The 22067-nt window shown below is 60.9% G+C and carries 20 protein-coding genes; 8 read left to right on the top strand and 12 right to left on the bottom strand.

The annotated features are described in order from the left end of the window. Positions 1-59: 59 nt before the first annotated feature. The gene (locus P2081_RS06260) at positions 60-1448 is read left to right on the top strand and encodes an adenylate/guanylate cyclase domain-containing protein (RefSeq protein WP_278922020.1); all 1389 of its coding nucleotides are present in this window, start codon (positions 60-62) and stop codon (positions 1446-1448) included. Between the two features lie 337 nt (positions 1449-1785). Here the strand turns inward: P2081_RS06260 and P2081_RS06255 are convergent, their stop codons facing one another. Together P2081_RS06255 and mutY are read right to left on the bottom strand one after the other, a co-directional pair. Further along, on the bottom strand, positions 1786-2934 hold the full coding sequence (locus P2081_RS06255; RefSeq protein WP_278922019.1) for an alkane 1-monooxygenase: 1149 nt from the start codon (positions 2932-2934) through the stop codon (positions 1786-1788). A gap of 117 nt (positions 2935-3051) precedes the next feature. Further along, positions 3052-4179 carry an A/G-specific adenine glycosylase gene (gene mutY, locus P2081_RS06250; protein ID WP_438826528.1) on the bottom strand — a complete coding sequence of 376 codons (1128 nt, stop codon included), beginning with the start codon at positions 4177-4179 and terminating at the stop codon, positions 3052-3054. An 86-nt stretch (positions 4180-4265) separates the two neighbouring features. Between mutY and P2081_RS06245 the strand changes: the two genes are divergently transcribed. Beyond that, on the top strand, positions 4266-4793 hold the full coding sequence (locus tag P2081_RS06245) for a DUF721 domain-containing protein (protein WP_278922018.1): 528 nt from the start codon (positions 4266-4268) through the stop codon (positions 4791-4793). Continuing rightward, complete coding sequence (locus tag P2081_RS06240) at positions 4790-5461, top strand: DsbA family protein (RefSeq protein ID WP_278922017.1); 672 nt, start codon at positions 4790-4792, stop codon at positions 5459-5461. Before P2081_RS06245 ends, P2081_RS06240 begins: the two co-directional genes overlap by 4 nt. Before the next feature lie 132 nt (positions 5462-5593). On the opposite strand, the gene lpxK is transcribed toward P2081_RS06240, so the two are convergent. The 5 genes from lpxK to P2081_RS06215 form a co-directional block, all read right to left on the bottom strand. Then, positions 5594-6595, bottom strand: a complete 1002-nt coding sequence (lpxK, locus tag P2081_RS06235) for a tetraacyldisaccharide 4'-kinase (RefSeq protein ID WP_278922016.1) — start codon at positions 6593-6595, stop codon at positions 5594-5596. Continuing rightward, positions 6582-7754: a 3-deoxy-D-manno-octulosonic acid transferase gene (locus tag P2081_RS06230; protein ID WP_278922015.1), complete on the bottom strand. Its 1173-nt coding sequence runs from the start codon at positions 7752-7754 to the stop codon at positions 6582-6584. The genes lpxK and P2081_RS06230 overlap by 14 nt, the downstream gene beginning before the upstream one ends. A gap of 25 nt (positions 7755-7779) precedes the next feature. Further along, complete coding sequence (locus tag P2081_RS06225; protein WP_278922014.1) at positions 7780-8586, bottom strand: inositol monophosphatase family protein; 807 nt, start codon at positions 8584-8586, stop codon at positions 7780-7782. Further along, the gene (locus P2081_RS06220; RefSeq protein ID WP_278922013.1) at positions 8573-9919 is read right to left on the bottom strand and encodes a TldD/PmbA family protein; all 1347 of its coding nucleotides are present in this window, start codon (positions 9917-9919) and stop codon (positions 8573-8575) included. The genes P2081_RS06225 and P2081_RS06220 overlap by 14 nt, the downstream gene beginning before the upstream one ends. A gap of 124 nt (positions 9920-10043) precedes the next feature. Continuing rightward, positions 10044-11564: a DUF2125 domain-containing protein gene (locus P2081_RS06215; protein ID WP_278922012.1), complete on the bottom strand. Its 1521-nt coding sequence runs from the start codon at positions 11562-11564 to the stop codon at positions 10044-10046. Between the two features lie 141 nt (positions 11565-11705). Here P2081_RS06215 and P2081_RS06210 point away from each other — a divergent pair, with 141 nt between their 5' ends. Genes P2081_RS06210 through P2081_RS06200 form a run of 3 tightly spaced genes read left to right on the top strand, consistent with a single transcriptional unit; the run spans position 11706 to position 14280 of the window. Further along, the gene (locus P2081_RS06210; protein WP_278922011.1) at positions 11706-12455 is read left to right on the top strand and encodes an SDR family oxidoreductase; all 750 of its coding nucleotides are present in this window, start codon (positions 11706-11708) and stop codon (positions 12453-12455) included. Next, entirely contained in the window at positions 12452-13078 is a 627-nt protein-coding gene (locus tag P2081_RS06205) for an enoyl-CoA hydratase/isomerase family protein (RefSeq protein WP_278922010.1), read from the top strand. The genes P2081_RS06210 and P2081_RS06205 overlap by 4 nt, the downstream gene beginning before the upstream one ends. Before the next feature lie 8 nt (positions 13079-13086). Next, complete coding sequence (locus P2081_RS06200; RefSeq protein WP_278922342.1) at positions 13087-14280, top strand: TIGR03862 family flavoprotein; 1194 nt, start codon at positions 13087-13089, stop codon at positions 14278-14280. A 37-nt stretch (positions 14281-14317) separates the two neighbouring features. On the opposite strand, the gene P2081_RS06195 is transcribed toward P2081_RS06200, so the two are convergent. From P2081_RS06195 to P2081_RS06175, 5 genes are all read right to left on the bottom strand, one after another. Beyond that, positions 14318-14905, bottom strand: a complete 588-nt coding sequence (locus P2081_RS06195) for a glutathione S-transferase family protein (RefSeq protein WP_278922009.1) — start codon at positions 14903-14905, stop codon at positions 14318-14320. A 129-nt stretch (positions 14906-15034) separates the two neighbouring features. After that, positions 15035-16063: a DNA polymerase III subunit delta gene (gene holA / locus P2081_RS06190; RefSeq protein WP_278922008.1), complete on the bottom strand. Its 1029-nt coding sequence runs from the start codon at positions 16061-16063 to the stop codon at positions 15035-15037. 10 nt (positions 16064-16073) lie between these two features. Beyond that, on the bottom strand, positions 16074-16625 hold the full coding sequence (lptE, locus tag P2081_RS06185) for an LPS assembly lipoprotein LptE (RefSeq protein WP_278922007.1): 552 nt from the start codon (positions 16623-16625) through the stop codon (positions 16074-16076). Beyond that, positions 16612-19179: a leucine--tRNA ligase gene (gene leuS / locus P2081_RS06180; RefSeq protein ID WP_278922006.1), complete on the bottom strand. Its 2568-nt coding sequence runs from the start codon at positions 19177-19179 to the stop codon at positions 16612-16614. Before leuS ends, lptE begins: the two co-directional genes overlap by 14 nt. A 95-nt stretch (positions 19180-19274) precedes the next feature. Beyond that, the gene (locus tag P2081_RS06175; protein WP_278922005.1) at positions 19275-19754 is read right to left on the bottom strand and encodes a DUF3576 domain-containing protein; all 480 of its coding nucleotides are present in this window, start codon (positions 19752-19754) and stop codon (positions 19275-19277) included. 414 nt (positions 19755-20168) lie between these two features. On the opposite strand from P2081_RS06175, the gene P2081_RS06170 reads away from it, so the two are divergent. Both P2081_RS06170 and P2081_RS06165 read left to right on the top strand, forming a co-directional pair. Further along, entirely contained in the window at positions 20169-21272 is a 1104-nt protein-coding gene (locus tag P2081_RS06170; RefSeq protein ID WP_278922004.1) for a porin, read from the top strand. Between the two features lie 122 nt (positions 21273-21394). Continuing rightward, positions 21395-22054 (top strand): YggS family pyridoxal phosphate-dependent enzyme, encoded by a 660-nt coding sequence (locus P2081_RS06165; RefSeq protein WP_278922003.1) that lies wholly within the window; start codon positions 21395-21397, stop codon positions 22052-22054. Positions 22055-22067 lie beyond the last annotated feature (13 nt).

Below are 22067 nucleotides of genomic sequence, written 5' to 3'. Positions count from 1 at the left end.
AAGGGGGTGTATGCTATGGGCAGAGTGCCTATTTAGGATGCAGGAATAGGGACCGCCTGATGACTGATGCCGCCATGACACCGCCTGCGCCGAAACTTCGCAATATTGTGCAGGAAGATGAGAGCAGCCAGGCCGCCGAGTCGCGATATACCCTGGCAGCCCTGGAAAACCACAAGCGCGAGGGGCTGGAACTGGCAGTCAAAGCCCGTTGGATTGCCATGGCAATCTTTTCGGTCTTTTTGCTCTGGGTACATCCGCAGTTTGAGGTGATCTACTATATTGGGATCCTGGCGCTGCTCTGCGTCAACGGCTGGTTCATGCGGCGTATCGGCCGGGTTGGTCGATCGCGGATGGAGCTGTTCTTGATCTTTATCGATCTGTTTCTGATGACCCTTGGCATGGTTGGCCCCAATCCGCTGGACATGGATATGATGCCGCTGGCGATGCAGTACAGGTTTGACAATTTCATCTACTTCTTTGTCATTCTGGCGCTGGGTACCATGGCCTATTCTTGGCGTACGGTGATTGCCATTGGCATCTGGACACTGGTGATGTGGATGTCTGCCTTGGCCCTGGCCTGGTGGTTTGCCAGCCCGGTTCCCGGCCTGAGCGAGGCCGCCGCCGCCGCCTTTGGCGAGGGCAGCCAATTGGCAGAGTTCCTTGATCCCAACAGCTATGCGGTGCCGGTACGGGTCCAAGAGGTTATCGTCTTTCTGATCGTGGCCATCACGCTGGGCATTTCTGCCCGCCGTACCAACCGGCTCTTGCTGAGCAACGCGGGGCTAGAGCGCGAGCGCGCCAACCTGTCGCGCTACTTCTCGCCGAATGTGGTGGAAGAGCTGTCGCAGAACGATGAACCGCTGAAGCAGGTGCGCGTTCAAAACGTGGCGGTTTTGTTCATCGATATTGTTGGCTTCACCCGGTTTGCTGCCGGGCGTGACCCGCATCAGGTGATTGTGCTGCTGCGGGAGTTCCACGCCAGGATGGAGCGCGAAGTCTTTCGCCACAATGGCACCCTGGACAAATATCTGGGCGACGGTCTGATGGCGACTTTTGGCACCCCCTCTGCCGGCAAGCGTGACGCCAGCGATGCGCTGGGTTGCGCGCTTGCCATGCAAGTCTCCCTGGCCCAGTGGAACCGCGATCGCCGACGTCTGGGCGAGCCGGAAATCAAGGCTGGGATTGGCATCCATTTTGGCGAAACACTGCTGGGGGATATTGGGCTGAACCGGCTGGAATATGCGGTGATCGGCACGGCCGTGAATGTCGCCGCTCGCCTTGAAGAGATGACCCGCCGCCTGCAGACCCCGATTGTAATGAGCGAAGATCTGCGTTTGCAGGCCGAACGGGAAACGCCGGGCCGCGAGTTGAGCGAGGGCTTTGTCTGTTACCCGGAGCAGGATGTACGCGGTCTGGATGCACCGATAAAAGTCTGGGCCAAGCGCTAAGATCCTAGCCCGGGTCGATGGTCTGGCTGATATGATTCTGACACATCTTTAGGATGCATGTTATGTGAAGCACCTCTTGGTTATATGGAGAAATTTGAAAATATCGACATTAATTCAGATGTTTGTGGGAATAACTCTAGATTGTGCCTGCCCTGTTAAGCTTTTGAAAAGTATCAGGTGAGAAAGTATCCGTGTTGCTACGCGGCTTTGGGGTTGTCCGTCCAAGATTCCCTGATCCGCGCCTCGTGAGAGATCTTGCCAGGTCTCGCCCAAAAAGCGCTGACAGCTATTCGTGGCAGTCAGCGCTTTTTGTATTTTTCCCTATGGCAGGCTTGAATTACGCGCTTGTCCCTGCGCGCGGCATGGGCGTTTTTGCCTTGTTGTAGGCACTCCACTCGGTGATTTCGGGATAATACATCTGCCGCCAGCGCCGCACCTTGGGGTTCATGACCCGGCGCCACAGCGGTGGACACATCGCCAATACTGTCATCACCGGATAGCCAAAGGGCAGTTGCGGGGCCTCGGCCTGGGTATAATTCTGCAACAGGGGAAAGCGGCGATCCGGGCGAAAATGGTGATCAGAGTGGCGCTGCAGGTTGATCAGCAACCAGTTTGACGCCCGATGTGCCGCATTCCAGGAATGATGTGGGCGCACATGTTCGTATTTCCCGTTACCCAGATGCTTGCGGGTCAGCCCGTAGTGTTCCACATAGTTCACCAGCTCCAGCTGCCAGATGGCGATGCCCGCCTGCACCAGGAACAGCAGGACCCCACCGACCCCGCCCAGCAGCGCAGCCAGAAGCAGCATCGCCAGTTGCAGCGCCCAGTAGCGAAAGAAGGGGTTCCTGGCATCGCTCCAGGGGCGGTCTTTCCTGGCCAGTTTTTCCCGTTCTGCCCGAAAGGCAGAGCGCCAGCATTGCCGCAAGACCCGCGGAAAGTAGCGATGAAACCCTTCGTTATAGCGCGCAGTGACCGGATCACGTGGGGTGCCGACATAGCGGTGATGCACCAGCAGGTGTTCTGACCGGAAATGTGAATAGAGCACCATTGCCAGCAAGAGATCCGCCAGATTGCGCTCCAGTCGGCTGCGCTGGTGCATCAGCTCGTGGCTGTAGTTGATGCCGATGGTGCCGGTGACAACCCCGACGCCAAAGAAGACGCCAAACTTTTCCAGCCCCGACAGGTGGCTGCTGTGGGTGACATACCAGATCAGCCCAAAGAGGCAGGCAAATTGTAGCGGGACCCATGCCGTTGTGAGCCAGCGATACCAGCGCAGATCGTCTTCATCGGTCATCGGATCGGCGTTTTCGAGGTTCAGGCCAAAGACCCCATCCAGCGCAGCAAAGAGATACCAGGTGACCAGCGGTGGCAGCAGGATCGTCCAGCCGCCAAACATCGCCGCCAGCCAGATCAGTGGCAGCAACAGCATGGAGAGCCAGAAGGGCAGGGCGGATTGCCAGCGTGTCAGGCGGTCAGCAGCGGTCATCAGGGGGTCTCCGGATTGGGGCGCGTCCAAAGGCTTGGCAGCCTGGACAAAGTCTAGGCCGATTGCCTGCTAAACCCAAGGGGCCAGAACCGCGCATCCCGCAAGGCCCCCTAGGGCCTAGGCACCTGGGTTAAAGTCTGATCCGGCCCAAAGATCAAAGGCTTTGCGCATTACCGTTGGCAGATCAGTGGGGCGAAAGGCATGGCGTGACAGCAGTTCCTGGTTCGGCGCCCCGTTGTAGCCTGCGGGCAGTTCGGCCAGCTTTACCTCTAAGATCAGGTGGAAATGGGTGAAGGTATGGCGCACCTCTCCGCCCAGATTCTGCCAATCAGCATCAAAGGGCGGGCGCGGTTCGGGGGCCTCGTTCCATTCGGTGCCAGGCCAGCCCAACATGCCGCCCAGCAACCCCTTTTCGGGGCGGCGTTCCAGCAGCCAGCTGCCTGTGGCGCTACGGGCCAGATAGGCAGTGCCGCGTCGGGTGGGTTTGGGCTGCTTTGGCGTCTTCTTTGGCAGTTCGGCGGCGGTTCCGGCGACCCGTGCCAGGCAGGGCGCGCGCCAGGGGCAAATCCCGCAGGCTGGGTTCTTGGGGGTGCAGATGGTGGCGCCCAGATCCATCACCGCCTGGGCATAGTCACCGGGGCGGGTGATTGGTGTCAGCGCGGCGGCGCGGGCTTTCAGCACGGGTTTTGATCCGGGGAGCGGATCATCGATATCATAGAGCCGCGCCATCACCCGTTCCACATTGCCGTCCAGCACGGTTTCTGCACGATCAAAGGCGATAGAGGCCACTGCCGCGGCCGTGTAGGGGCCAATGCCCGGCAGTTTCAGCAGCGCTTCATAGCTGTCGGGGAACAGGCCACCCAGATCATTGGTGACGACGCGGGCGCATTTCAGCAGGTTGCGGGCACGGGCGTAATAGCCAAGCCCGGCCCATTCGCCCATGACGTCGGCGTCTTTGGCTGCGGCAAGATCCTGCACTCTGGGCCAGCGCCGGGTGAAGCGTTGAAAATACTCTGTCACGGCTGCCACGGTGGTTTGTTGCAGCATGACTTCGCTGAGCCAGACACGATAGGGATCGGGGGAAATGCCATTGGCGCGATCGCGGGGGGAAACACGCCAGGGCATGGCGCGGGCGTTATGGTCATACCAGTGCAGAATTTCTGGGGCCAAAACCGCCTGTTGTGCGTCCGTCTGCTCTGCTGCTGGCTGCTTCATCTGCCCTGGGGATCCATCCAAATCACGCATTCTTTACCCCTTTGAGGTGGTGGTTTTGCAGGCCTCGCCATGAGGACCCTTTACAATAGGGCGTCCAGTCACGCAAAACCACCGGTATGGCATTTAGGCGCAGCAGCACACGCGGGTTCGCACGGACCTCCCGGCTCTTGAATGAGCAAATCCGCAAAGCGGGCGAAAGCCGTGGCTTTGCGGTGTCTCGGCTGTTGACCCACTGGGAAGAGATCGCCGGGCCAGACATCGCCTCCATCGCCCGCCCGGTCAAGGTTGGATACGGGCGCAGTGCCTTTGGGGCAACGCTGACTGTGCTGACCAACGGGGCCAATGCCCCCATGCTAGAGATGCAAAAAGAGCGGCTGCGCGAGAAGGTGAATGCCGTTTATGGCTATAACGCCATCTCCAAGGTCTGGATAACCCAGACTGCCCCCACCGGGTTTTCCGATGGCCAGGTTGAGTTCAAATACGCCCCCAAGGTGAAAAAGCCACTGCCGGTTGATCCGCAGGCGCAGGTTGAAGCTGCCGCGGCGGCCGAGGGGGTTGAAAACGAAGATTTGCGCGCCGCGCTAGAGCGGTTGGGGCGCAATGTGCTGACAAAAAAGAAAACTGAACGAAAGGGGTATGAATGACCCGTCTTATGTCTGGTGTTTTTGCTGCGGTGGCGCTTGTCACCGGCGCCTATGCGCTTACAGGTTACAATAGCCAAACGCGCCTGCCTGAACTGCCGCTGGTCGGTGCCGCTTCGGCCCAAGAGGCCGAGGTTGATACCTCAACCATCACCGAAATGGTGATCGGTGCCGAAGACGCGCCGGTGACCTTGATTGAATATGCTTCTTACACCTGCCCGCATTGCGCAAATTTTCACACTGGCGTCCTTCCGCAGCTGAAAGAAGAATATATCGACACCGGCAAGGTAAAGCTGATTTACCGAGAGGTCTATTTTGATCGCTATGGTCTTTGGGCCTCGTTGATTGCGCGCTGCGGTGGGCCTGAAAAATTCTTTGGCATCAGCAATCTGATCTACAAGGGCCAGGCCGACTGGACTCGCGCAGGCGGAACCAGCGAAATCACTGAGGCACTGCGCAAGATCGGTGCCGTCGCCGGGCTGGAGAAAGAGACCCTGGAAGCCTGCCTGCAGGACGGTGCCAAGGCCCAGACTCTGGTTTCCTGGTACCAGGAAAACGCCAAAGAGGATGATATTGAATCGACGCCCTCCTTTATCCTGAATGGCACGAAGATTGGCAATCAGTCCTATCAAAAGTTCAAAGAACTGATTGACGCAGAGCTGGAGAGCTAAGCCTTGCCAGGCTGAGATACTGAGCGAGTAGGACACGAACAGCCCGGGGCACTGCGCCTCGGGCTGTTCTGTTTCTGGCGGTCTGTTGCAATTGCCCGGATACCGGAGCCAGGCAGGACGGGGGCAGGGGTGTCAGGGCGGGGGCGCAATGGTTTCCAGCCGGGCGATCAGCGTATCAGCGCGGGCAATCTGCAGCCGCACCGGGAGGGTGATCACCCTGTGGCGAAAGCTTTCGGGCAGGCGCACCGCGTCTTTTTCGGTGGTGACCAGCTGGGCACCCTGTATCTGGGCTTCGGCCTGCAATCGGTTCATCAAGGCGGTGGACAGCGGTTGGTGATCCTCTAGCGCTTCGGCGCGCAGAACCCTGGCCCCAAGGCCGCGCAGGGTGGCAAAGAATTTTTCCGGATGGCCGATGCCGGCAAAGGCCAGCACGGGGGTATCCTGCCAGGGCATTCCGGTTTGCAGCGGTTCCAGCTTTGCCCGGCAGTGGGGCAGGCCCTGTAGCTGATCGCCCCAGAGGCGGGCAAACTGTTCTTGTGCAGCATCCGACCCGATAGAGAGCACCAGATCTGCCCGTGTCAGCCCCTGTGGTACGGTTTCGCGCAGGGGGCCGGCCGGCAGGCAGCGCCCATTGCCAAAGCCGCGCTGCGCATCCACCACCACCAGTGACAGATCCTTGACCACGCTGGGGTTTTGAAACCCATCATCCAGCAGGATCACCGTGGCGCCGGCGGCCTCGGCGGCGCGGCAGCCTGCGGCGCGATCCCGTGCCACCCAGACCTCGCCAAAGGCGGCCAGCAGCAGTGGTTCGTCCCCGCAGGCATCTGCGCGGTGCAGACCGGGATCCACCGCGACCGGGCCGGTCAGGCTGCCGCCATAGCCGCGGCTGACCACATGGGGTTCATGTCCCATATTGCGCAGGGTTTCCATCAGCCAGATCACCGTTGGGGTCTTGCCAGTGCCGCCTGCGTTGAGGTTGCCAACGCAGATCACCGGCACCCCGGCGCGATGGCCGGGACTGGCGAGCAGCCGCCAGGCTGTGGCGGCACCATAGATCCAGCCCAGCGGCGCCAGGGCAAGGCGGCGCAGGTCAAAGACATCGGGGGATTTGTTCCAGAACTCAGGGGGCCGCATGTGTTTCCTCGCGCAGGTCCAAGATATCCTGCACCTGTTCTAACAATTGATCGGTCATCGCAGCACCTTCGGTGACGGCGGTCCAGCCTGCCAGCGCCCAGCGTGCTGCCACATCCGGCGCCGAGAGGTGGATCACCGCCTCTGCCAGCTCTCGGGCGGTGCGGATCTGTTTGGTCGCCTTCAGGGGGGCCAGTTGGTCGTAGACCGGTTGGTGATGGCCGCAGCCGGGACCATGCAGCACTACCGTCCCCAGGGCCAGTGCCTCTAGTGGGCTTTGGCCGGGCATCTGGGGCTGCAGGCTAGAGGCAAGCAGCGTGACTGGGGCCAGCCGATACCATAGCCCCAGATTGGCGCTGTCGGTGATCAGGATCTGAGTGTAGTCGTTGATCTCTTCGTTGGCATTCCAATCGGTGCAATTTAACCCACTGTCCTGTACCAGATTGCGGGCGCGGGCGCAGCTCTCGGGGTCATCAAGGGCAATTACCAGCAGCATCCGGTGCAGCAGTCGCAGGGCGGTGCGATGGGAATCGAGCAGCTGCGGCAGTTCTGCCAGTTGCACCCGCGAGGCCAGCCATACGGGGCGACTGCCCAGGCGTTGTTGCAGGCTTGCCAGCACCTGCTGGTCGCAGCCCGGTGGCACCGCCGAGAGCCGCAGCGGGCTGGTCAGGTGGATCTGATCGCGCGGCATCCCCGCCTTGATCAGTTGCCTCTGCACTGCCTTGGCGGGGGTAAGGACCGCATTAAAGCCGCCAAAGAGACGTCGCCGCTGATCCGGGAGCCAGCGCAGTTTGCGGGTGGGCAGCTCCTGCTCTTCGATATCAACCAGCAGGGCCGAGATACCCAACTCGCGCATCTGTCGCATCATTCCCCGACGCAGGTTGCCACCAGCCCAGAGACATAGATCCGGGCGCCAGTGGTTCAGGAAGTACCTGCTTTCAGGGGATTGGTCAGGTGCCAGCGCCCCCAGGGCATGATCGCAGCCCTCGGTCTCGGGCATCTGGCCCATACCCGCCTCCCAGGTGGCAAGAACAAAAAGATCCGGCCGCATGGATTTGAGCCGATGGGCAATATCGCAAAGCGCCAGATAGCGCTGGATCGTGGTGGCATGAAGCCACAGGATTTCGCCCTCGGGGCGGGTCTGGGTCTCAAGCTTTGTCATGTGTATTCCGCCCGGCCACAGCCTCTCAATGCCCTGCAATGCCCGGCCCCGCCGGGTCCAGCGCCTGCAGCAGGTCGTGATGGATGCCAGGCGTTGCCGCCACCACCCCATCCAGCAGCGGTACCGCGTTGTTGAACCGCAGGGGCGCGCCCAAACGGTTGCTGGTCAGCCCACCGGCTTCACGCAGGATCAGATCGCCTGCCGCGATATCCCATTCCCAGCTCTGGCGCAGTGTCAGCATAGCGTTGTAGCATCCCTCCGCCACCCGTGCCAGCCGATAGGCCAGTGACGGGCGATAGCTGCGCTGCAGATCGGGGGCTGTGCCGCCGCGCCAGTGGTGGCCAACCAGGTTGGGCGTTGCGGTCAGTATCTTTGCCATGGCCAGCGTGCTGGGCGGGGCAACCGCAATGGGCTGGCCGTTGCAAAAGGCGCCCGATCCTTTGGCAGCGGTATAGAGCAGATCTCGTTGGGGCAGGAAGATCACGGCCGCCGTGACATCGCCGTGATGCGCCACCGCCAGTGAGTGGGCCCAGGTGGCAGAGCCCTCGGCAAAGCTGCGGGTGCCATCGATGGGATCAATGATGAAAACCCGTTCTTTCTCTAGCCGGGCGGCGCTGTCTTCGCTTTCCTCAGATAGCCAGCCGTAATCGGGCCGCGCTGCCCGCAGCATGGTTTCCAGCATGGTGTTGACCGCCAGGTCGGCCTCGGTCACCGGGCCCTGACCGCCGGGTTTTTCCCAGCGCCGCGCCGTTGGACCGGAATATTGCAGCGCAATATCGCCAGCGGCCTGCGCTGCGCGGATCAGCAGGGCAAGATCGTCAGCTGCCTGCAAGGGTCATTCCTTCGACCAGAAGCGAGGGGACCACCCGCGACAGATAGCGGCGTGCATCATTGGCCGGCAGTATCCGCGCTAGCATATCGCGGAGATTTCCCGCGATGGTGCACTCATTGACCGGATAGGCGATCACGCCATTCTCGACCCAAAATCCCGATGCCCCGCGTGAATAGTCGCCGGTGTTGGGATTGACGGTAGAGCCGATCAAAGAGGTGACCAGAAGCCCGGTGCCCATTGCCGCAACCAGGTCATCGCGGCTCTGCTCTCCTGGCGTCAGGGTAACGTTCCAATTGGCGGGGGCCGGCACAGAGCCAACGCCGCGCGCCGCATTGCCGGTGCTTTGCAGTCCCAGTTTGTGGGCCGAGGCCAGATCCAGGGTCCAGCCAGTCAGGATGCCCTGATCAATGATCGCCCGGCGTTGCGTCGCGAGGCCTTCACCATCGAAGGGGCGCGAGCCGGAAATGCGCGGCCTGTGCGGGTCTTCGATCAGGGACAGCCCGGCGGGCAGGATCTGTTCCCCCAGTGCCCCCTGCAACCAGGAAGAACCACGGGCGATCGCCGCGCCATTGGCCGCCGCAAGCAAATGCCCGATCAGCGAAGAAGACACCCGTTCGTCAAACAGCACCGGGTAGCTGCCCGTCTTGGGGCGGCGCGCATCAAGCCGCGCCACGGCCCGTTCACCAGCGGTGCGGCCAATATCCGCGGCACTGCGCAGATCAGCCTGAAAGGTGCGGGAATCGCCATCATAGTCGCGCTCCATCCCTGCACCGGTTCCAGCGATCCCGGTACAGGAGAGGGAGCGACCGCTACGCTGGTAGCCGCCAGAAAACCCGTTGGAGGTGGCAAGGTGAAAGGATTGCTGACCATAGCCTGCGGCGGCACCCTGCACCTGGCTGATGCCCGGAATTGCGGCGCAGGCTGCTTCGGCCTGCAGGGCGTCATCCTGTAGGGCCTGTGGCGTTGGTTCTGGGCTGGGATCGCAAAGTTCAAGCGCGTCGATGTCCCAGTCCTGGGCCAGCTGGTCGGGACTGGCCAGACCGGTATGGGGATCTTCGGGTGCCTCGCGGGCCATGGCCACGGCGCGTTCCGCCATGGTGATCAGGGTTTCTGTCCGGCTGTCAGAAGAGGAGACCTGCGCCTGCCGTTGGCCAACAAAGACGCGCAGCCCCAGATCAATGCCTTCTGAGCGTTCCGCCTGTTCCAGCTTGCCCTCGCGCACCTCGATGCTGAGAGAGCTTCCCGTCGCGACCATGGTATCAACGGCATCGGCCCCGGCGCGTTTGGCGGCGTCGATCAGGGCATGGCATAGCGCTTGCGGAGACTGGGTCATGGGCACCTACTGATTATTGATTGCTACCAGAGCTAGCCAGACCCGCGACCCGCTGCAAGGGTGTGGTACAAAAAAGGGCCGCGCGGGGCGGCCCTGATGTTTGTTTTTCGGTTGCGAACGGCGCTTATTTGATACGCTGGCCATTGGCGTGGATCTGGCCATCCTCAGAGACCTTGATTTCCGAGGTGAGGGTATCTTCACCTTCACCGGGGACACCAAACATGCCCATCATCATCCGTGCGCCCATGGCATCGTTGTCGCTGAGCAGGCCCATCTTGATCAGGTTGTCGATCAAGCCATTGGCACCTGTGAGTTCGACATTGGCCACGCCGTCGGGGGCAGGCATACCGTCAAATGTTTCCAGATCGGCATTGTTGAAGGTGAAATCGCCGGTGCCTGTCAGTTTGGCGCCAGCGGCAGAGACCAGCAGCTGTTTGATGCTCAGCGCGTTGACTTCGCCAGGCTCCTTCTCGCCATCCTCAAGCGCTTCGATCGCTGTGGGGTCGAACATGTCAAACAGCAGTTTGCCCTTGCCGGCCAGGTCCAGCACAATGGTGGCCGGGTCACGCGGCAGGTTGCCTTCCGGGTCAACCATACCCCAGAGCATGTCTGGCACAGCAAAATCACGCAGGGTGATGCCGAGGCCAAAATCCTGCTCGTCTTCGGATTTGGCGATGGGCATTTTCAGTTTGAAGCCGGTTTCCGCCATGGACAGTGCCAGAGGAAAGGGGATTTCAGACCCGGACACATCCAGTTTGATATCGCGCTGGCTGACATCATAGGCCAGGCCATCGCTGCTCATGGCGACGCCAAATGTCCCGCCCGCAGAGCTGCTTTTCAGATCAAAGCTGTCGCTCCCGGTCACCATGACGGTGCTGTTTCCGCCTGTATAGGCCAGGTTGGCATCGACGTTGAGACCCCCCTTGATCAGGTCAGGCAACATGGGGCTGATCGCATCGGTGGGAATGATGCTGGAGACCGCACCCGTGATATTTTCAAGACTGCCCTTGATACTGCCGCTATCGTCGCTGTCGGGGTCCTTGAAGGCGATATCATAGGTGATATTGCTGATGGACTGCGACTGCGTATAGCTGCGCTGATCAGCAATCCGCATGATGGTTTTTGAGGCAATATCCTTCAATACCACTGTGGCCTGCAGCAGGTCGGCAGGGATGTCTTCGCCGGTGGCGCCGAATTTGCCCAGGGTCAGGGTGCCCTCGGCAGAGGCATAGTCGTAGGTCATCTCGGTAGGATCGCCCGAGACCACAATCGGCGCGCCATCATGGGCATAGATGATCTCTGCCGAGAAACGTTTGTTATCCTCGTCAGCGGCAACGACGATGGGGAATTCCTTGGGGAACACCACATTGACGGTGCCATCACCATTTTCGACGAATTCAAGGGAGGGCAGGGTCATCTCCATGTCGCCCTCTTGCGCGCCGATCTGCATGTTCATGGAAAAATCGCTGACGGTCAGCACATTTCCTGACTGGGATTCGGTGCCCGTCACAGTATAGCCTGTGCCTGTCATATAGGCTTTCCAGTCAGACCAGACATCCTGGGCGCTGACATCAGCAAATGCCCCTTGGGCTGTGATAATCAAAACCGCAGCTGCGCCCGTGCCGCGCGCGAGGGAAACTGTCATGGGATAACCTTTCTGCATATAGGCAAATACAATGGTCCATATGGTCAACTGCAAGGTTGATTGCGTCAAGGGGCCTGGGGCTGGACCGTTCCCCCTAAGCAGTTTACCACATTTGGAACTGCGGATTTGGAGATTAATCAAATGGATATCAAGGGAAAAACAGTTGTGATCACCGGCGCAAGCCGCGGTATCGGGGCCGATGCGGCCCGAGTCTTTGCTGCTGCAGGGGCCAATCTGGCCTTGCTGGCAAGAAGCACAGAGAGCCTGACGACCCTGGCGGAAGAGATCGGCGGAAACACGCTGGCCTTTGCCTGTGATGTCTCGGACCCGGCTGCTGTCGCTGCCGCGTTGCAAAAGGCACATGCCGATTTTGGCAGCCTGGATGTGCTGATCAACAATGCCGGCGTCATCGACCCGATCGCCCGGATCCAAGAGGCTAACCCGGCGGACTGGGGCAAGCTGATGGATATCAACATCAAGGGCGTCTTCAACGGTATTCACGCGGCCCTGCCCTTGATGAAATCCGGCAATGGCGGCACCATCATCAACATTGGCTCCGGTGCGGCCTATAATGCGCTGGAAGGCTGGAGCGCCTATTGCACCTCCAAGGCGGGCGTCTTGATGTTGACCCGTGCGCTGCATCTGGAAGAGGGCGGCAATGGCATTCGCGTGCTCAGCCTGTCACCGGGGACGGTGGCCACTGAAATGCAGCGCAAGATCAAATCCAGTGGCATCAACCCGGTTAGTCAAATCGATTGGGAGGATCACGTGCCCGCCGCATGGCCTGCCAAGACGTTGTTGTGGATGTGCGGTGCGGATGCCGATGAATTCCTCGGCGATGAGGTCTCGTTGCGCCTGGAAGACATTCGCAAGCGTGTCGGCCTGATATGATTGACCTCGAAATCTCCGACGCCGGGCTTTGGACTGTCACCCTCAACCGTCCGGAAAAGGCCAATTCGCTGACCGGGCAGATGCTGGAAGATCTGTTGGATATTGCCAGCCGCGCGCAGGCGGCGCGTGGGCTGATCCTTACCGGCAGGGGCAGGGTCTTTAGTGCTGGTGCCGATCTGGAAGAGGCCCGCGCAGGCCTTGCCACCTCTCCCCTGTGGGAGCAGCTCTCGGCGGCGCTGGCCCAGTTGCCCTGCCTGAAGATCGCCGCCCTGAACGGGACATTGGCGGGCGGTGCGAATGGCATGGCGCTGGCCTGCGACATTCGCCTTATGGTGCCAACGGCCAAGGTGTTTTACCCGGTGATGAAGCTTGGCTATCTGCCGCAGCCCTCGGATGTGGGGCGCATGACGGCGCTGATTGGGCCGGCGCGCTGCAAGATGATCTTGGCGGCTGGGCAAAAGATTGATGCGGCAGAGGCCTGCGCCTGGGGCCTGGTGGACCGGCTGGTTGCCCCTGAAGAGCTGATGGATCAGGCACAGGCCCTGATGGCTGATGCCTTGGCTGCCACACCGCAGATCGCCGAGGGGATTCTGGAAATGTGCCGTGAGAGGGCGCAACGGTGATGGATCCGATGCAGGATGAGGTTTGGGATGCGGTGGTGATTGGCGGCGGGCCTGCCGGCTTGATGGCGGCAGGGGAACTTGCCACTGCCGGGCACCGCGTTTTGCTGGCCGAGGCCAAGCCATCCCTGGGGCGCAAGTTGCTGATGGCGGGGAAATCCGGTCTGAACCTCACCAAAGATGAAGATCTGGTGCAATTGCTGCGGCACTATGGCAGCGCGGCCAAAGCTTTGACGCCAATGATTTCCGCCTTTGATGCGACGGCTGTGCAGGATTGGGCGCGGTCTCTGGGGCAAAAGCTGTTTACCGGCTCTACCGGGCGGGTCTTTCCAGAAACAATGAAGGCCTCGCCGCTGTTGCGGGCCTGGCTGGGCCGGTTGGAACAGCAGGGCGTGACCTGGCGCCGTCGCTGGCGCTGGACCGGCTGGCAGGGGGATATGCTGTGCTTTGACACCCCCGAGGGCGCGGTACAGATCAAGGCGGGCGCAACGGTGTTGGCGCTGGGCGGCGCGAGCTGGGCACGGCTTGGATCGGACGGCGGCTGGGTGCAGCCGCTGGCGGCGCAGGGCGTGACGCTGCAGCCGTTCCAGCCGGCAAATGCAGGTCTGCTCTGTGATTGGTCGGCGCATATGCAGGCGCAGTTTGGTCAGCCGGTCAAGGGCGTCACCTGGCAGGCGGGAACCAGCATGTCGCGGGGCGAGGCGATTATTTCGCAGCACGGATTGGAGGGCGGCGGCATCTATTCGGTCAGTGCTGAGGTCCGCGATGGTGCAGATCTTTGCGTCGATTTGTTGCCGGACCTGTCGCTGGCCCAGATCACCGAGCGCCTGGCGCGCCCCCGGGGCAAGGCCAGCCTGGCCAATCACCTGCGGCGTTGCCTGAAACTGGGGGCCGCACGCACTGCGCTGTTACAGGAATTTGGCCGTCCGCTGCCGCAGGCTCCGGCGGCACTGGCGGCGCGGATCAAGGCGCTGCCGGTCAAGCACGCGGGCCTGCGTCCGTTGGACGAGGCGATCTCGACCGCCGGGGGCATTGACTGGCGCGAACTGGATGAGGATCTGATGTTGACCAAGCGCCCCGGTACTTTTTGCGCCGGTGAAATGCTGGACTGGGAGGCCCCTACAGGTGGCTACCTTCTGACCGGTTGCTTTGCCACCGGGCGCTGGGCCGGGCGTGGGGCGGCGGCCTATCTGGCCCGGGGCTGAGCGGTCGACACCGCAGCCTGCCCCAGGCCCACTGTTGTCAGGCCAGGGCGGCTGCGCGCTGGTAGGCGGGCCGTTCCTGCATTGCCGTGCAATAGTCCAGCATCGCCTGGCTTTCGATGTTGAACTTGGCACCAAGGGCCCAGGTCAGGCAATGGGTCAGAATGATATCCGCGATGCTAAAGGTTTCTCCCATGACATAGGGGCCTTTGAATTGCTGTGCTATTCGGTTGAGATTGTTGGAAAACTCTAGCTTCAGGCTTGGCTTGATCTCGGCCACGCGCTGGTCTTGCGGCAGGATGAAGCTATGCCGCGCTGCGGTCCAGAGCAGCGAATCCAGCTCATCCAGGTAGCGCTGGGTCATGGCATCCTGCTGGGCGCGCTGCAGCGTTCCGGCCGGGGCGGTCAACTGGCCATGTTTATCCGCCAGATAGGTCAGAATTGCGGTTGAATCCGTCAGCACCGCGTCTCCCTCTTGCAGCACTGGCACCTTGCCCGAGGCATTGAGCGCCAGCACATCCGGGCTATGGGGCTGGGCTGGGTTCAGATCATACTCCAGCCCCATTTCTTCCAGCGCCCAAAGCACGCGGAAGCTCCGGGTTTTGGGCAGGCCGATAAGGGTATACATGGTGGGTTCTCCGGTTGTGCAGGTTGCGCCGCCAGCATGAAGCCGGGCGGAAATAGGTCAAGTCCGCATCGACTGCGCCTGGCAAAAGCACGCAGCGTTAGGGCATGTCGTGCAAAATCAACCCAGAGCCTAGCGCGCCCGTCCCAGCATCGCCAGCCGGATCAGCGCACGTTCCATCAGCGCCAGCGCCGGGGCGGTTTGCCCGGCAGAGCGCAACTGTAGGTCGGTATCGGTCAGCAGCGTCAAGGCGCGTTGCAGCCTGTCCGCCCCCCAGGCCTGCGCCTGTCGCTGCACCCTATCGCGGCGTTTGCCATATAGCGGCGGGCGCAACCGGCCGATGCCCTGGGCCGGGCCACCAGGATCGGCGGCAACGGTGTAGAGCGTACGAAAATGCCGGGTCGCGCCGATGCACAGTGTCACCGCATTGGTGCCCTGGGATTGCAACCGGTTGATCAGGGGGCCAATTTCCGGGGTGCGTCCCTCGGCCACCACATTCAGCACATCATCCAGGGCGGCTTCGGTGGATTGCGGCGCAATCGCCTGAATATCCTCTAGCGACAGCGGCGCGGCATCGCCGTGTTTATACAGCGACAGCTTTTCAATCATGCGGGAAAAATCACCCGGGCCAATGTCATTGGCAATATCGGTGAGCGCAGACATGCTGTCATTGGGCACATCGCGGATCTGGGCCGCTGCCAGGATCCGTTCAATTTCGGCCCGCGAGGGCGGATCGTCATACAGGCCGGCGGCATAGGTGGCCGGGTGGCTCTCAAACCCTTTGCGCAGCTTCGATGTGGCCTTGAGCTGGCCTGCCGTGACCACGATCTGGGCATCGCCAGGCTGCCATTCTTCCAGCGCCGCAAGAATGGCCGGGGCGGCAGTGTCGTTGGCCTCTTCGACAAAGACGGCGCGGGCACCGGGGAAAAAGCCCACCGCTTTGACCGCGTCCAACAACTGGGCCGGATCCTTGCGCAGCGCACTGGCAGACATCCGCGACAGGCGCATTTCCTCTTCGGCACCGGGCCCCAGAAGCGCTGTCAGCATTTGCTGACGTTTCAGGGCCACCCGCATTGCATCGGCGCCATAGATCAACAGGCCGGTTTTCTTTGGGTCGGGCCGCTGGCAATAGGCATCGGTGTCGCGCGGGGACAGTTTCATGCGTTGGGCTTCATTCGGCAGGGGCGGGTGTTGGTGCGGCTTCTGGCGCGGGTGGAGTCACAACAGCGGTGGCCAGAATGCGTGTAGCAATTTGATCGGCCAGGATGCGCATTAGCCGCTCAAAGGCATCACGTTCGCCTGCCAAGGTTTCCACTGATGACCCGGTGGCGGAGTAACCGGTGAAATTGGTCTCGCTACCGCTGGAAATCACCGCGCCATCCGACAGCCGCGTCAGGCTGTAGCCTGCCGCGCCGATGATAGAGTAGCGGGTGATCGAACTGTCAGCAGTGATCGCCTGGCCTTCGGTCCGGGTCGACAGCTTTAGGGCAAGCCGGTAGTCGCCACTGGTGGTACGCCCCAGGCGCTGTTCCAGATCGCGCACCAGGAAATAGCCATTGGCATCCCCCCGCGAATCGGGCTGATCCAGGGGGGCTACCTCTACCCGCCCATAAAGCGCAGCGCCGGTGCCCCCTGGCGCATTGACCGGGGTGAACCCACAGGCGCTGACCACCAGGGCGGCGGCCAGCGACAGGCCCAGCAGGGGCAGTCTAAGCAACGACATTGACGATACGACCCGGCACCACGATGACCTTTTTCGGGGCGCCACCATTCAGCGCCTTTTGCACAGCTTCGTGTGCCAGGGCGATTTTTTCAACCTCTGCCTTGTCGAGATCCGCAGCCACGGTGATTTCGCCGCGGCGCTTGCCATTGATCTGGATCGGCAGCGTGACGCTGGCCTCGATCAGCATGGCCTCATCTGCCACCGGCCAGGGGGCTGTGGCGATCAGGCCTTCGCCGCCCTGATGTGCCCAGATGGCCTCGGCCAGGTGCGGCACCATGGGCGACATCAGCTGTGCCAGGACCATGATGGCCTGTTTCTGCGCCGCCTGTCCCGCCTTGGACTTTGCCAGGGTATTGGTAAAGCCATAGAGCCGCGCGATGGAGGCGTTGAAGCCAAAGCTTTCCACTCCGAGGGTCACATCGCGGATGGTTTTATGCATCTCGCGCAGCAGATCTTCATCGCCCTGACCGGGGGCGCTGGGGTCCATCTGGGCGATCTTGTCGCTGAGGTTCCAGACGCGGTTGAGGTGCTTGTAGGCGGCCTCGGCACCCGCAGCTGTCCATTCCACATCCCGTTCGGGTGGCGAATCAGACAGCACAAACCAGCGCGCGGTATCCGCACCAAAGGCCGAGATGATCGACAGCGGGTCGACCACGTTGTTTTTGGACTTCGACATCTTGGCCGAGGGAATCACCGTGACCTCTGCGCCGCCCTCTTTCAGGAAGGCCTTGCCGTCGCGCAGCTCTACCTCTTCGGGGTAGTGATAGACCGGGCGGCCGGCATTCCCGGCGGTTTGGTAAATCGCATGCGTCACCATGCCCTGCGTGAACAGCGCATCAAAGGGTTCCTTGGCGCTCTCGGGCAGGTGGCCGCAGATATGCATCGCGCGGGCAAAGAACCGTGAATAGAGCAGGTGCAAAATCGCGTGTTCAACGCCGCCGATATACTGATCGACATTCATCCAATAAGAGGCCGCTTCCAGATCGGTCGGCGTTGCGGCCCTTGGTGCGGTAAAGCGGGCGAAATACCAGCTGGAATCGACAAAGGTATCCATGGTGTCGGTTTCCCGCTGGGCCGGTTTGCCACAGGCGGGGCAGGCGCAGTCGCGCCAGCTGGGGTGGCGATCCAGCGGGTTGCCGGGCACCGAGAAATCAATCGCCTTGCCGTCCTCGTCATAGGGCAGGGCAATAGGCAGGTTTTCTTTCTTTTCCGGCACCACACCGCAATCGGCGCAATGCACCACCGGAATCGGGCAGCCCCAATAGCGCTGGCGCGACAGGCCCCAATCGCGCAGGCGGAACTTGGTGACACCCTCGCCCCAGCCTTCAGCCTCGGCCTTGTCGATGGTTGTGTCGATCGCCTGTTCACCAGTGGCGATATCCAGTCCGGCGAAGTGATTGATCCACTTCACCTTTTCAGACTTCAGCGGCACAAAGGCCTGATCGGTGACTGGATTGTGGTTTTCCAGCGCTTCAAAGGTTTCCACCACGGGCAGGTCATATTTGCGGCAGAAGTCCAGATCGCGCTGGTCATGTGCGGGGCAGGCAAAGACCGCGCCGGTGCCGTAATCCATCAGGATGAAATTGGCGATCCAGACCGGCAGTTCCCAATCGGGGTTCAGCGGGTGTTTTACCCGAATGCCGGTGTCCAGACCCAGCTTTTCGGCGGTCTCGATGGCCTCTTCTGTGGTGCCACCCTTGCGGCATTCTGCAACAAATGCGGCCACCTCGGCAGAGTTTGCTTCCAGTTCCTTGGCAATCGGGTGATCAGGCGAAATACCAACAAAGCTGGCGCCCATCAGGGTGTCGGGCCGGGTGGTATAAACTTCGATCGGGGCGCCGCCATCGCAGCGTGCAAACCCGAATTGCAGCCCGCGCGATTTTCCGATCCAGTTTTCCTGCATCAGGCGCACCTTGGCAGGCCAGTTTTCCAACCCGTCCAGCGCGCTCAGCAGCTCATCCGAATAATCAGAGATCTTGAAGAACCACTGGGTCAGTTCGCGCCGTTCCACCAGCGCGCCAGAGCGCCAGCCGCGCCCGGCTTCGACCTGTTCATTGGCCAGAACTGTCATATCAACCGGATCCCAGTTGACCACGGCGTTTTTACGGTAGACCAGATCCTTTTCCAGGAAGTCCAGGAACAGGGCCTGCTGCTGGCCGTAATACTCTTCGTCGCAGGTGGCAAATTCGCGTGACCAATCCAGCGAGAGCCCCAGGGGTTTCATCTGTTCCTTCATTGCCTCGATATTGGCATAGGTCCAGTCCTTGGGGTGGCCGCCCGAGGCCATGGCAGCGTTTTCTGCTGGCATCCCAAAGGCATCCCAGCCCATGGGGTGCAGCACATTATGCCCGGTCGACATCTTGTAGCGCGCCACCACGTCGCCCATGGTATAGTTGCGCACATGCCCCATGTGCAGCTTGCCCGATGGGTAGGGGAACATCTCGAGCACATAGTATTTTTCTTTGCCAGGTGTGGCCTGGGCCTCAAAAATACCGGCCTCATTCCAGGCCTTTTGCCATTTTTCTTCGATTTCGGTGGCAGCGTAGCGCGACATTGCGAGAGGTCCTTTAAGAATGAAAACGCCGGGTTGTGACCCGGCGCCTGTAATACTGTTGTTTTGATCGCTGTGCCAGCGCTTCGTCGCGGTGTTCAGAGGTTCTTGTCGGCGATGCGCAGCTGGCGGGCGCGCGACAGGATCGCATCCTCGACTGCGCGGGTGGTGGCGGCCTCAACCGGGCGCCCCCCTTTGGTCTGAAGCGACACATTCAGAGACCGCGCATCCAGTGCCGGGTCCTTGATATGCACGGTCGCACGATAGGACCTGCCGCTGCCGGGCGGGGTGCCATATCCTGTCACGATCACCCCGGTGAAAGGGTCAACCGATTGTACTGGCAGGAATTCCAGCACATCCAGGCTGGCGTTCCACAGGTAGCGGTTTACCTGTACCTTCTGATCGGGCGTGCCGCCAAACAAATCCCAAATCGAAGAGCTGGAGCTTTCGGCCGCCTTAACATCGTTATTAAATTCTTGTGGAGTTTGTCCTCTGGGGGCCTTGCCACCGCCACAGGCTACCAAACCAAAGCACAAAAGCCCCGCGAGGGTTCTTGTCATCATCTTATGCAGTGTCATCGTCGCTCCCGGAGCCAGTATCTTGCCGCACTCCTATCGTATCGGCGCCCTGCGGAGCAAGCGCTTTAGCGCGGCAGGGGCGGTTCCGGCGAATCGAAGGGACGGACAGTTATATATAGGATACATATCATTGCCCCCGCCCCTGCGCGGGAAAACCCTGTCGTTGCAGGCTACACTGTGCGAGCGGCTAAATTCCTCTATCCGGAACACAAATGGCTGAAACACAGTGGAAACAGGGCGCAAACGGTGGGGGCAGGCGTCAGACTGTGGCAAAGCTGCACCATCCCAAAGGCCAATGCTGTCTGGTCGTTGAGCCGCTCTTGCCAAAACGGGGGTGAAAAAGCGAAACCCCTTGTCATACCCACGCCGGATTCCCCGGTTTGGGCATCAGAATTAAAACCGAGGGAAAAATCGATGAAAAAGGTTCTCTTCGCGACTACCGCGCTGATCGCCACTGCTTCCGTAGCAGCAGCTGACGTCCGTCTGTCCGGTTACGGCCGCTTTGGTCTGGACTATAACGCCGCAAACAAAACCGTTGCTGGTGTTTCCGAAACCAACATCACCAGCCGTCTGCGTCTGCAGTTCGACATGTCGACCGAAACCGACGGTGGCGTAGGCTTCAACGCGCGCTTCCGCGCCCAGGCCGAAAGCCGTGACGGTGTTGCCGGTACCGCAGTATTCAACGGCGCACGCTTTGGCGTGACCTATGGCGGCCTGACCGTCAACGTTGGCAACATCATCGGTGCGATTGAAAATGCACCTGGCCTGTATGTCACCGGCACCCGTTCCGCCGGCACCGGCATCGACGGCATGGGCTTCAACTCCCTGGTTGTTCGTGGCGCAAGCGCAGCAACCGGTTCCGTTGGCACCTTTAACTGGGATGCATATGACTCCGCAGGCGCAGGCTCCAACGGTATCGAAGCTCTGTACTCCATGGGCGGCTTCACTGGTCACGTGTCTTACAGCCAGCGCAATACTCCTGTGACAGGTACCCAGGTTCCTGGTCAGGCCGATGGCGAAGCTCGCACCGCAGTCATGCTGACATACTCGTTCTCTGACTACTATGTGACTGGTGCCTACCAGGCCGCAAGCAACACCAACGCAGCCGGTTCCGGTACCCAATTCACCACTTCGAATGGTACCATCATCGACGCCAACGACGGCCTGTACCTGATTGCAGCTGGCGGTGACTTCGGTGCCTTCGGTGCGCGCCTGGCATACGGTTCTTCCGACGCTGCTGACTCCGTTACCCTGGAAGGTAACATGGACATCGGCGCAGCCTCCAACTTGGTTCTCTGGGTTAACAGCACTGACGTTGACTCGAACCTGCTGGCAGACACCACCGTTGTCGGTGCGACCACTCGTGGCGCGAACGCTGCTGCTGCTGACGGTACTTCCTTCGGCATCAACTACCAGTACGACCTGGGTGGCGGCGCTACCTTTGTTGCTGGTTACGTGAACAGCGCTGCTGACGTAAACGACGACCAGTTCCAGGCCGGTGTATACTTCAGCTTCTAAGCTGAACTTACGCTTCGCGTGAATTGGGGGCGGGCTCTTAACAGAGCTCGCCCTTTTCCGTTTGGCCCTTAACATTTACCCCCAAAATGTGTTGTTCTGGCGCAAAAGCCGGAGAGAGCCAGATGTCGCTGCAAGAAATCAAAACCCGTATTCAGGCCGCTGAAACTGCCGCAGGCCGTGCCCCGGGATCTGTCAAGCTGATCGCCGTGTCCAAGGTGCAGCCCAATGAACGGGTTGCCGCGGTGCTGGATCAGGGGCAGCGCTGTTTTGGTGAAAACCGGGTGCAGGAAGCCATGGGCAAATGGCCTGACTTTGCCCAGACCTACAGCGATCTCGATCTGCATCTGATTGGCCCCTTGCAGACAAACAAGGCGCGTCAGGCGATGACGCTGTTCAACAGTATTCACACGCTGGACCGGCCCAAGCTGGCCAAGGTGCTGGCGCGGCTGGCGCAGGAGCTGGGGCACTGCCCGGATCTGTTCATACAGGTCAATACCGGGGCAGAGCCGCAGAAGGCCGGCATCCTGCCCGCAGATACCGACGCATTTGTCGCCGAGTGCCGTTTGCTGGACCTGCCGATCTGGGGGCTGATGTGCATCCCCCCGGTGACCGAACCCGCCGAGACACATTTCGCCCAACTGGCTGAAATGGCCGACCGTAACAGCTTGATGGGGTTGTCGATGGGGATGAGCAGCGATTTTGAACAGGCGATTGCCCAGGGGGCCACCCATGTCCGGGTTGGGTCCGCCATCTTTGGTGCCCGCACTCCAGCCGAGGGTTAGCGCGCGTCAGGCC

Source organism: Pseudophaeobacter profundi (assembly GCF_029697505.1).
Lineage (GTDB): Bacteria > Pseudomonadota > Alphaproteobacteria > Rhodobacterales > Rhodobacteraceae > Pseudophaeobacter > Pseudophaeobacter profundi.
The sequence above is the reverse complement of the archived record's forward strand: the minus strand, read 5'-3'. Positions and strand labels throughout refer to the sequence as shown.

Excerpts from the sequence above, each read along its gene's own strand:
- P2081_RS06260 (WP_278922020.1), top strand. The coding sequence starts at position 60 with ATGACTGATGCCGCCATGACACCGCCTGCGCCGAAACTTCGCAATATT.
- P2081_RS06255 (WP_278922019.1), bottom strand. The coding sequence starts at position 2,934 with ATGACCGCTGCTGACCGCCTGACACGCTGGCAATCCGCCCTGCCCTTC.
- mutY (WP_438826528.1), bottom strand. The coding sequence starts at position 4,179 with ATGCGTGATTTGGATGGATCCCCAGGGCAGATGAAGCAGCCAGCAGCA.
- P2081_RS06245 (WP_278922018.1), top strand. The coding sequence starts at position 4,266 with ATGGCATTTAGGCGCAGCAGCACACGCGGGTTCGCACGGACCTCCCGG.
- P2081_RS06240 (WP_278922017.1), top strand. The coding sequence starts at position 4,790 with ATGACCCGTCTTATGTCTGGTGTTTTTGCTGCGGTGGCGCTTGTCACC.
- lpxK (WP_278922016.1), bottom strand. The coding sequence starts at position 6,595 with ATGCGGCCCCCTGAGTTCTGGAACAAATCCCCCGATGTCTTTGACCTG.
- P2081_RS06230 (WP_278922015.1), bottom strand. The coding sequence starts at position 7,754 with ATGACAAAGCTTGAGACCCAGACCCGCCCCGAGGGCGAAATCCTGTGG.
- P2081_RS06220 (WP_278922013.1), bottom strand. The coding sequence starts at position 9,919 with ATGACCCAGTCTCCGCAAGCGCTATGCCATGCCCTGATCGACGCCGCC.
- P2081_RS06215 (WP_278922012.1), bottom strand. The coding sequence starts at position 11,564 with ATGACAGTTTCCCTCGCGCGCGGCACGGGCGCAGCTGCGGTTTTGATT.
- P2081_RS06210 (WP_278922011.1), top strand. The coding sequence starts at position 11,706 with ATGGATATCAAGGGAAAAACAGTTGTGATCACCGGCGCAAGCCGCGGT.
- P2081_RS06205 (WP_278922010.1), top strand. The coding sequence starts at position 12,452 with ATGATTGACCTCGAAATCTCCGACGCCGGGCTTTGGACTGTCACCCTC.
- P2081_RS06200 (WP_278922342.1), top strand. The coding sequence starts at position 13,087 with ATGCAGGATGAGGTTTGGGATGCGGTGGTGATTGGCGGCGGGCCTGCC.
- P2081_RS06195 (WP_278922009.1), bottom strand. The coding sequence starts at position 14,905 with ATGTATACCCTTATCGGCCTGCCCAAAACCCGGAGCTTCCGCGTGCTT.
- holA (WP_278922008.1), bottom strand. The coding sequence starts at position 16,063 with ATGAAACTGTCCCCGCGCGACACCGATGCCTATTGCCAGCGGCCCGAC.
- lptE (WP_278922007.1), bottom strand. The coding sequence starts at position 16,625 with ATGTCGTTGCTTAGACTGCCCCTGCTGGGCCTGTCGCTGGCCGCCGCC.
- leuS (WP_278922006.1), bottom strand. The coding sequence starts at position 19,179 with ATGTCGCGCTACGCTGCCACCGAAATCGAAGAAAAATGGCAAAAGGCC.
- P2081_RS06175 (WP_278922005.1), bottom strand. The coding sequence starts at position 19,754 with ATGACACTGCATAAGATGATGACAAGAACCCTCGCGGGGCTTTTGTGC.
- P2081_RS06170 (WP_278922004.1), top strand. The coding sequence starts at position 20,169 with ATGAAAAAGGTTCTCTTCGCGACTACCGCGCTGATCGCCACTGCTTCC.
- P2081_RS06165 (WP_278922003.1), top strand. The coding sequence starts at position 21,395 with ATGTCGCTGCAAGAAATCAAAACCCGTATTCAGGCCGCTGAAACTGCC.